General features: G+C 74.3%; 1 protein-coding gene. It reads left to right on the top strand.

Annotated features, from left to right (window positions below):
• Positions 1-106 precede the first annotated feature (106 nt).
• The coding region (locus tag AC2JF9_RS08580; protein WP_500726930.1) for an AAA family ATPase at positions 107-487 on the top strand (381 nt) is incomplete at its 3' end.

Here is a 487-nt window from a genome sequence, read left to right as displayed (position 1 = left end):
CCGGTGAGGTCGGGATCGTCCTGCAGGGTGCTGCGCGCAACCACCTGCCGTGGCTGAGCGCGCTGGGCGAACTCGATGTTGCCCCGCGCGTCGTGCCGGCCGGAGCGTGCCCGAGGTCGACGAGCTGCTCGACCTGCTGCGGCTCGACGAGGTGGCCGACCAGCCGCTGGAGTCGCTCACCCCCGGCCAGCTCCAGCTCGCGGCCCTGGCTGTCGCCCTCGCCTGCGGGCCGGGGCTCCTCCTCGGCGACGAGCCGACGAGCCAGCTCGACCACGACGCCCGCGACGTCGTCCTCGAGGCGATGGCCGAGGTCGGGCGCACGCTCGGCACGACGATCGTCGTCGTCACCCACGACCCCGACGTGGCCAAGGCCTTCCCCCGCACCGTGATTATCCGCGACGGCCGGGTCGGCGGTGAGGGACGCAGCGGCGAGGAGTACTCCGTCGTGGCCGCCGACGGGTCGTTGCCGCTGCCGCCGCCTGCACTC

The organism is Lactobacillus sp. C449L (assembly GCF_059900815.1).
The sequence above is the reverse complement of the archived record's forward strand: the minus strand, read 5'-3'. Positions and strand labels throughout refer to the sequence as shown.